The 8,592-nt window shown below is 35.0% G+C and carries 7 protein-coding genes, 1 other RNA gene and 2 riboswitches; of the genes, 6 read left to right on the top strand and 2 right to left on the bottom strand.

What is annotated here, in order from left to right:
- The first annotated feature begins 48 nt into the window (after positions 1-48).
- A riboswitch (ZMP/ZTP riboswitch) is annotated at positions 49-125 on the top strand.
- 103 nt (positions 126-228) lie between these two features.
- Together pflB and pflA are read left to right on the top strand one after the other, a co-directional pair.
- The gene (gene pflB, locus DWY01_RS10870; protein WP_117996140.1) at positions 229-2,466 is read left to right on the top strand and encodes a formate C-acetyltransferase; all 2,238 of its coding nucleotides are present in this window, start codon (positions 229-231) and stop codon (positions 2,464-2,466) included.
- A 28-nt stretch (positions 2,467-2,494) separates the two neighbouring features.
- The gene (gene pflA / locus DWY01_RS10865; protein WP_117996139.1) at positions 2,495-3,220 is read left to right on the top strand and encodes a pyruvate formate-lyase-activating protein; all 726 of its coding nucleotides are present in this window, start codon (positions 2,495-2,497) and stop codon (positions 3,218-3,220) included.
- A gap of 49 nt (positions 3,221-3,269) precedes the next feature.
- On the opposite strand, the gene DWY01_RS10860 is transcribed toward pflA, so the two are convergent.
- Positions 3,270-5,756, bottom strand: coding sequence for a transglycosylase domain-containing protein (locus DWY01_RS10860; protein ID WP_117996138.1), 2,487 nt, complete (start codon positions 5,754-5,756; stop codon positions 3,270-3,272).
- Positions 5,757-6,341: a Holliday junction resolvase RecU gene (gene recU, locus DWY01_RS10855; RefSeq protein WP_199519958.1), complete on the bottom strand. Its 585-nt coding sequence runs from the start codon at positions 6,339-6,341 to the stop codon at positions 5,757-5,759.
- 111 nt (positions 6,342-6,452) lie between these two features.
- Here recU and gpsB point away from each other — a divergent pair, with 111 nt between their 5' ends.
- The 4 genes from gpsB (at position 6,453) to DWY01_RS10835 (ending at position 8,521) form a co-directional block, all read left to right on the top strand.
- Positions 6,453-6,794, top strand: a complete 342-nt coding sequence (gene gpsB / locus DWY01_RS10850; RefSeq protein WP_117996136.1) for a cell division regulator GpsB — start codon at positions 6,453-6,455, stop codon at positions 6,792-6,794.
- Positions 6,795-6,798: 4 nt separating this feature from the next.
- Positions 6,799-7,142: RNase P RNA component class B (rnpB, locus tag DWY01_RS10845), an RNA gene on the top strand.
- Positions 7,143-7,216: 74 nt separating this feature from the next.
- A riboswitch (FMN riboswitch) is annotated at positions 7,217-7,330 on the top strand.
- Between the two features lie 88 nt (positions 7,331-7,418).
- Positions 7,419-8,057, top strand: coding sequence for an ECF transporter S component (locus DWY01_RS10840; RefSeq protein ID WP_117996141.1), 639 nt, complete (start codon positions 7,419-7,421; stop codon positions 8,055-8,057).
- A gap of 8 nt (positions 8,058-8,065) precedes the next feature.
- Complete coding sequence (locus DWY01_RS10835; RefSeq protein ID WP_117996135.1) at positions 8,066-8,521, top strand: pyridoxamine 5'-phosphate oxidase family protein; 456 nt, start codon at positions 8,066-8,068, stop codon at positions 8,519-8,521.
- Positions 8,522-8,592: the final 71 nt, after the last annotated feature.

Genomic DNA, 8,592 nt, shown 5'->3' with positions numbered 1-8,592 from the left:
TGAACGTACTGAAAACGCTTGCGTAATTGATAGTTCTTTGTTATGATTTGAACATCATATGACTGACGGAAGTGGAGTTACCACATGAAGTATGATGTTATAGGCCGACCGTCTGGGCAAGTTTACTTTGTCTTTTCGGTAGGTCTTTTTAATTGACTATTCAAAGGAAGCATAGTAGACTTTAACTATCTGTTAGTTAAAACTAACTGTCATTAGAAGGAGGCAATCATGAAAGAACAATGGCAAGGATTTAAAGGCAGTAAATGGCAAGATGAAGTAGATGTTCGTGATTTTATTCAAAACAACTACAAACCTTATAATGGAGATGAAAGCTTTTTAGAAGGTCCAACTGAATCAACGAATACTTTATGGACTGAACTTCAAAAACTACAAAAAGAAGAACGTGCCAAAGGTGGCGTGTTGGATATGGAAACAGAAGTGGTTTCGAGTCTAACTGCGTATGGCCCTGGATATTTAGATAAAGATTTAGAGAAGGTTGTTGGTTTACAAACAGATAAACCATTAAAGCGTGCATTCATGCCATATGGTGGTATTCGTATGAGTGAAGAAGCATGTGAAACGTATGGTTATAAACCAAGTGAAAAATTACATGAAATCTTCACAAAATATCATAAAACTCACAATGATGCTGTATTTAGTGCCTATACACCAGAAATGCGTTTAGCACGTCGTAATAAGATTGTGACTGGTTTACCAGATACGTATGGTCGTGGTCGTATCGTTGGTGATTATCGTCGTGTTGCACTTTATGGTATTGATTATTTAATTGAGCAGAAACAAAAAGATTTCGCATATTGTGGCGATGGCACAATGACAGATGATGTAATTCGTCAGCGTGAAGAATTGGCAGAACAAATCAAGGCATTAAAAGAAATGAAAATTATGGCATCTAGCTATGGATTTGATATTTCTCAACCTGCTAAAAACTCTTTAGAAGCTGTACAATGGTTATACTTTGGATATTTAGCAGCTATTAAAACACAAAATGGAGCGGCTATGTCAGTTGGTCGTATTTCGACATTCTTAGATATTTATTTTGAAAGAGATTTAGAAAATGGTGTCTTCACAGAAAGTGAAATTCAAGAAATTGTTGACCATGTGACAATGAAATTTAGAATGGTTAAGTTTGCAAGAATTCCTAGCTACAACCAATTATTCTCAGGAGATCCAGTTTGGGCAACTCTTGATATTGGTGGTTTAGGTATGGATGGAAGAAGTATGGTTACTAAAACTTGTTTCCGTTTCTTACATACACTTGAAAACATGGGTCCTAGTCCAGAACCAAACTTAACTGTATTATATTCTTCTAATTTACCAGAACCATTCAAGAAATATGCTTCAAAAGTAAGTATTGATACAAGTAGTGTTCAATATGAAAATGACGATGTAATGCGTCCTGTATGGGGAGATGACTATGCAGTATGCTGCTGTGTAAGTGCAACACAGACAGGTAAAGAAATGCAATTTTTTGGGGCTCGTGCAAACTTGGCTAAATGTTTACTATACGCTATCAATGGTGGTGTGGATGAAAAGACAAAAGTGCAAGTGGGTCCAGAATATAAACCAATCACAAGTGAGTATTTAGATTATGATGAAGTTATGCATAAGTACGATATCATGATGGATTGGTTATCAGGTTTATATGTAAATATCTTGAATTTGATTCAATATATGCATGATAAATATTATTATGAAGCAAGTCAAATGGCTTTAATTGATACAGATGTTCGTAGAACTTTCGCAACAGGTATCGCCGGATTCTCTCATGTAGTGGATTCATTGAGCGCAATTAAATATGCAAAAGTTAAGACGATTCGTGATGAAGATGGATTAGTCGTAGATTATGAAATTGAAGGGGATTTCCCTCGTTATGGAAATGATGATGATCGTGCGGATGAAATTGCCGTATGGTTATTAAAGACATTTATGCGTAAGATTGAAAAGCACCACACATATCGCGATAGTGAACCAACTACTTCAATTCTTACAATTACTTCAAATGTTGTATATGGTAAAGCTACTGGTGCTTTGCCTGATGGAAGAAAGGCTGGAGAGCCATTATCACCAGGTGCTAATCCTGCATATGGTGCAGAACAAAATGGATTGTTGGCATCGCTAAATTCTGTCGCAAAACTTCCTTATGAATATGCGTTAGATGGAATTAGTAACACACAAACAATCAATCCGGATGCATTGGGTCATAGTGAAGAGGAAAGAGTAAATAACTTAGTCAATGTATTGGATGGTTATTTTGATCAGGGTGCTCACCACTTGAATGTGAACGTATTTGGTGTAGAAAAATTAAAAGATGCGATGGAACATCCAGAAAAAGAAGAATATGCAAACTTTACAATTCGTGTTTCTGGATATGCAGTTAAATTTATCGATTTAACTCGCGAACAACAATTAGATGTTATTAGTCGTACATGTCATAAGAGCCTTTAATAAGGCTCTTTCTAGTTAGGGGGATATTATGTTAGGATCCATTCATTCGATTGAAACATTTGGCCTTGTAGATGGGCCAGGCGTGAGATATGTCATTTTTATGCAAGGATGTCATATGCGTTGTAAATTTTGTCATAATGCGGATACATGGAAAATCAAAGAACCAGATCAGAGTGCGGAAGTTGTATTAAAAAAAGCTTTACGATATCGTCCTTATTGGAAAGATAATGGGGGCATTACGGTTAGTGGTGGAGAGCCTTTGCTTCAAATTGATTTTTTAATTGAACTTTTTACTTTAGCAAAAAAAGAAGGAGTTCACACAACACTGGATACTTGTGGACAGCCTTTTACTTTTAAAGAGCCATTCATCTCTAAATTTAAACAGTTAATGGATGTTACTGATTTAGTACTATTAGATATTAAGCATATTGATGAAATGGCCCATAAGGAGTTAACGGGGCATACAAATCAAAATATTCTAAAACTTGCAAAATATTTATCGGATATTCAAAAGCCGGTATGGATTCGTCATGTATTAGTGCCAACGATTAATACAGATGAAAAAGATTTAGAAAGACTACACCAATTTATAAATACATTGAAAAATGTAGGTCGTGTTGAAGTGTTGCCTTATCATACATTAGGTGCATATAAATGGAAAGAGCTTGGTTTAGAATATCCTTTAGAGGGTGTTGAACCACCTACAGAAAAACAGCTTAAAATCGCAAACGCAATATTAGATACAGGGAAATAATCCCTGTTTTTTATATGAAAAAAAGTGCTCAATTGAGCACTTTGTGTTGTTATAGTCTATCAAAGATGTTGTATAGGTTTCTTCGATCAAACCAGACATAACCTGTTGTATTTTCTGTTGAAGTGTCAGTACCTGTACCTGGTGTAGTAGGTTCTGTTGTTCCAGGATTTGGTGTTGGGACTTCTGGCTCAGTAGAAGGATATGTACAAGCACTTCCATCCCAAGTTCCACCATTATTTATACATGTTTCTTCCGCTTTTTTAGTTTCATCTTCTGTATCATCTTCTGTTTTACATGTACCGGCTTCTTCATCCCATTCACCACCAGCAGCATCACAAGCTTCTTTTTCTTTTGCTTCTGCTGTTTTACAAGTTCCAGTTTCTTCATCCCATTCACCACCACCGGCAATACATGCATCTTGGGCATCTGTAACTTCAGAAGTTGTGTCACCTTGACTCTTAAATTCGTCTTTGATGTATCCGCCTTTGTAGTCAGAAATACCACTTGGTCTTGAAATAGCTGAGTATGTCGCATATTTTTGCATATAATCTAACATATAGTGTGAAATATGGAAAGCAGATGCAACCTGTAAATCATGATCTGTTACATAATAACCTTGTTGGATATATTCTGTTGTATAGCCACTCCAGCAGGCAATCGTATATTTATTTGTATAACCAACAGACCATTCGTCTTTAGCGGCACCAGTTGGAATTCGATATTCGTTAGCTGGCCAGTCTGTTGTTCCAGATTTACCATATACGGTATAGTTGCTAGCTAAGATTTCGTTGTAGTTCATATATCCACCTGTAACAACTTTTTCAAGTAATTGAGACATCATCCAAGCAGCTTGTTTACTAATGATTTCGTATGTTTTAGCTTTTGCCTTAAATTCTTTTTTGTCAGATCTACGAACTGCTTTTCTAACACGGTGAGCCTCTACACGATTTCCACCATTCGCAAGCATAGAATAAGCACTAGCCTGTTGAATTGGACTTGCAATCATTCCAGATCCACCAATTGAATACTGTTCGTTAAAGCCTTCGGCAACCTCATCGTTATAACCTAATTTTTTACAGTATTCAATCCAATAATCATATCCCTTGGCAGTTACAAGGTCGATCATGGCCTGAGCTGCAGTCGTATTTTTTGAAACACCTAATGCATCTTGTAAACTCATTTTACCGTTATATTTGTTATCTGAGTTTTTAGGGGCGTAAGAACCATTTTTCCAATAGTCTTTTTTCTTATCATTTACCTTATGTACTGTTGACCATCCAAGAACATCGAATGTACTTGCGTATGCCAATAATGGTTTCATACTTGAACCTGGCTGTTTTGTGTCAGTTGAGTTATCAATTTTAACAGAATCTGAGTGATAACGACGTCCAGGACCTACCGCAACAATTTCACCTGTATCATTTTCAATCATTGAGAATCCAACGTCAAAGGCATCGTTAGGAAATTGTACAATATTTCCATTACAGATTTCATCCGCTTGTTTTTGGGCGTCTTGATTTAATGCGGTATAGATATCCATTGGAATAATGGCAGGATCTTGTCCAGTCAATTCCATAACTTCACTTAGAGTTTGTGTGATATAAGCTTGGTTTGGATCATCACTTTTTCTTTCAATATATTGTAAAGAGAATGATAAATCTTGATTTGAAGCAAGGTTGAATTCTTCTTCCGTAATATATCCATGTTGTAGCATTAACTCTAGAGTAACGTTTCTTCGTTTTTGAGCAGCTTTTAAATGATCTAGCTTTGAGTTTGCTTCATTTAGATTGTTTAATGGATTATATGTATCTGGTGCATTTATACAACCAGCCAAGAAAGCAGCCTCACCTAAATTTAATTGAGACACGTCTTTATTGAAAAAGTATTGTGCTGCTTTTTGAATACCACGTGTGTTGTTTCCAGAACCAAACCAAATACGGTTTACATAGTATTCAAAGATTTGTTCTTTATTAATACTTTGTTCAGCTATTAATGATAAATAGATTTCTTGAACTTTTAATTTTAATTTTTGAACTGTGGTAACAGGACCTTGTTCCGTTTCAATTTTTTTCTGTTGGTTTTTCGTGAATGCATTATCAATCATTTGCATTGTTAATGTGGAACCACCTTGAGCTAAGCTACCAGATTTTAAGTTTGACATGGCAGATTTTAGGAAACGAGGCAAGTCAAAACCATTGTGATCAAAAAAACGTGAATCTTCGATTGAAAGAAAAGCATCGACTACAGATTGTGGAATTTGTGAATATGTGACATCTTCACGGATTTCGTCTCCAAGTTCATAGAATACGTTGCCTGAAGCATCGTAAAGTCTTGAATTGGATAATGTGGTTAAACCATCTTGAGAAAAGCGCATGCCATCTGGATCATTAATGATGTTGACAAGTACAAAGAATACGGAGATACATCCAACTAGGAAAATGGATAGGATGCATACAGCTAATTTATTCCATACATCTAATTTTCTTCTTGTTTTTTGCGCTTTTGGCTTTTTTTGTTCGTTTTGTGGTTGGGCCATTTACTTATCCTCCTTAAAATAGAGTTCATCTACAACTTTTAAATACGCTAACCTTGGATACAATCCTTCTTGAATTGGTGTTCCATGGGATTGAAACCAAGCATATGGTATAGAACTTTTGTCTATATTTTCTATTTTATCTATGAGCAACTTTGAATCTACAAGATAGGTTTCATTATAATAATTAAATCGAATGATGAAAAAACCAATACCCCCATGTAATACAACTTTTTTTAGATGAGTGATTTGATGCGGGTGAATCATAAAGAGGGGGAAACTTGTTTTGTTTTTGGTCTCTTTCGCCTCAAAATCAATATATTTACCTCGATATACACCATTATAATCGGTTGTAGATGGCGTTTTATAATAGGCCTCTGTAATTTTTGCCCGTTGTCTTTGGGGGTAATCTACATGAACGACTTGTACAGGTGTAGGCTTTTTATAAATTAAAGCCTTATCAAGCTCTCTATAATATTTATTTGAGTCATTTATATCGTTTTCAAGGCGCATACCTCGAGAACTATAACTCTTTTGTTGCGTTGTATTTATGGTTGAAATTGCATTCGGATATTTAATAGTGCTCATCACGAACATTATATATGAAAAAGAATGAACATTCAATGAATCTAAAAAGTCGGAGTTGATTTTTTTGTGTAAAACATTCATAATATTTAGGTAGATATAGGGGGACTATATATGGCAAATGATATGAATTTAACAGCTCAGGAAATCTATGAAAAAGAATTCCATGTAGATTTAAAGGGATATGCCCCTGCAGAAGTAGACGAATTTCTAGATATGGTCATTGAAGACTATCAGAAATACGATGAAAAAGTAGAAGAATTAGGTGCTGCCGTTACTCGTTATGAAGAAAAAATTAAAGAGTTGCAGCAACAATTGTTTGCGTTACAAAGTGAGAATGAAAACTTAAATGAAAAAGTAAATTCAGATTTTGTGAATGGAAGCAGTAATACAGTAGATATTTTAAAACGTATTGCGCGTTTGGAAAAAGCTGTTTTTAATCAAAGCGAAGAATAGTAAATTAAATCGACAGTCGCTGGCTACATAGATAGTTAGAGGAAAGTCCATGCTCGCACAATCTGTGATGATTGTAGTGTTTGTGCTAGATGAATAAATAAGTCTAGGCAAGTTTTATACTTGACGGCTGCTTTGTTTGCTAAGGGAAACTATGCAAGCAGGCTTTAAAAGTGCCACAGAGACGAGTCTATATGGAAACATATAGGGTGGAACGGGTAAACCCCACAAGCGAGAAACCCAAATTTGGTAGGGGAACCGGCTGGAATGAACCGAAAGGAAGGCTGGATAGCATATGCTATAGATAAATGGCTGTCACCACGCAAGTGGAACAGAACATGGCTTATGATTTAAGGAACTATATAGAGCAATTCAATTTGCTCTTTTTTTTTATGTTAAATAAGTGTATACTAATTTTGCATAAATTAAATCTTCAGGGTTGGGTGAAATTCCCTATCGGCGGTAAACCCCGCGAGCAATTTGCATGAACTGGTGAAATTCCAGTGGCGACAGTATAGTCTGGATGGAAGAAGATGTTTTTTGTACATTCTTTTATGTATTTGAAACGCGCCTAGGGGATTTTCTTTAGGCACGTTTTTTAGTTGATATATGAAGGGATGGATGATTATGAGTTCAACAAAGAAACTAACAACAATCGCAATTTTGAGTGCGATGGCAATGGTTCTAAATCTATTGATACATTTTCCACTTGTACCAGCCGTATCTTTTTTAAGTTATGATCCAAAAGATATTATTATTGTGATTGCAGGATTTATTTATGGTCCGATGACATCTTTTATCATGAGTGTTTTATGTTCATTTTTAGAAATAGTATTTCGAGGTGGAAATTTATTAGATGTATTAATGGATGTAATGTCAACATGTACATTTGCGTGTGTTGCAGCATGTATTTATAAGTATAAACATTCGAAAAAAGGCGCTATCATTGGTTTGGTATCAGGAACCGTTTGTTGTACATTGAGTTGTACATTATGGAACTACATTGTTACACCGATTTATTTTCAAATGCCAAGAAGTGTAGTGGTCGGTATGTTACTTCCAGGAATCGTGCCATTCAATATTATTAAATGTACATTGAATGCGGCATGTGCAATGTTGATTTATAAACCTCTTGTGAATGCATTGAGAAATACACAATTTGTTCCTCAATCAAATACAAATGAAGGTCTTACAAAAGATGTTGGTGTTGTAAGTGCATTTATTATCGTATCAATAGCTATATTAATATTTGTAATGAAAGGTTAGGAGAAAATATGGAACTTTTAGAAGCAAAAAAAATTATGGATGAAAAATTAGGAGATTATAAAATCATGGCATTGGCTAGCTGTGTAGATGATTATCCTATGGTTAGAAATGTAAGTTGTGTTTTCTATAATGACAAAATTTATTTTAAAACGGATAAAAACTTCAGAAAAACACAACAATTATTTAAAAATGATAGAGTAGCAATGTGCTTTAATGGTGTACAGGTAGAGGGAACGGCTAAAAACTTAGGTTTAGTAGTAGACGAACCGGGTCGTATCTTTGAAAAGAAATATAAAGAATTCTTGTGGCAAAGCTATAATGCATATTCACATATTGATACAGAAATCTTAATTGAAGTAACACCTAAATTTGTTGAAATCTGGGATGAAGATGAAAATCGTAATGCATTTCAATTATTTATTGATTTTGACAAAGAAACAGTTGAATACAAACCTTATGACTAGTCTATACTAGTCATTTCAGATTGTTGACAAAAGCCTATACCTTTTCGTAAGGACATAGGTTTTTTATTGTA

This window comes from Eubacterium sp. AF22-8LB, from assembly GCF_003458715.1.
Classification (GTDB): domain Bacteria; phylum Bacillota_I; class Bacilli_A; order Erysipelotrichales; family Erysipelotrichaceae; genus Holdemanella.
The sequence above is the reverse complement of the archived record's forward strand: the minus strand, read 5'-3'. Positions and strand labels throughout refer to the sequence as shown.

What these genes read in the sequence shown, in the direction of transcription:
- pflB (WP_117996140.1), top strand. Translation starts at nt 229, where the DNA reads ATGAAAGAACAATGGCAAGGATTTAAAGGCAGTAAATGGCAAGATGAA.
- pflA (WP_117996139.1), top strand. Translation starts at nt 2,495, where the DNA reads ATGTTAGGATCCATTCATTCGATTGAAACATTTGGCCTTGTAGATGGG.
- DWY01_RS10860 (WP_117996138.1), bottom strand. Translation starts at nt 5,756, where the DNA reads ATGGCCCAACCACAAAACGAACAAAAAAAGCCAAAAGCGCAAAAAACA.
- recU (WP_199519958.1), bottom strand. Translation starts at nt 6,341, where the DNA reads ATGAGCACTATTAAATATCCGAATGCAATTTCAACCATAAATACAACG.
- gpsB (WP_117996136.1), top strand. Translation starts at nt 6,453, where the DNA reads ATGGCAAATGATATGAATTTAACAGCTCAGGAAATCTATGAAAAAGAA.
- DWY01_RS10840 (WP_117996141.1), top strand. Translation starts at nt 7,419, where the DNA reads ATGAGTTCAACAAAGAAACTAACAACAATCGCAATTTTGAGTGCGATG.
- DWY01_RS10835 (WP_117996135.1), top strand. Translation starts at nt 8,066, where the DNA reads ATGGAACTTTTAGAAGCAAAAAAAATTATGGATGAAAAATTAGGAGAT.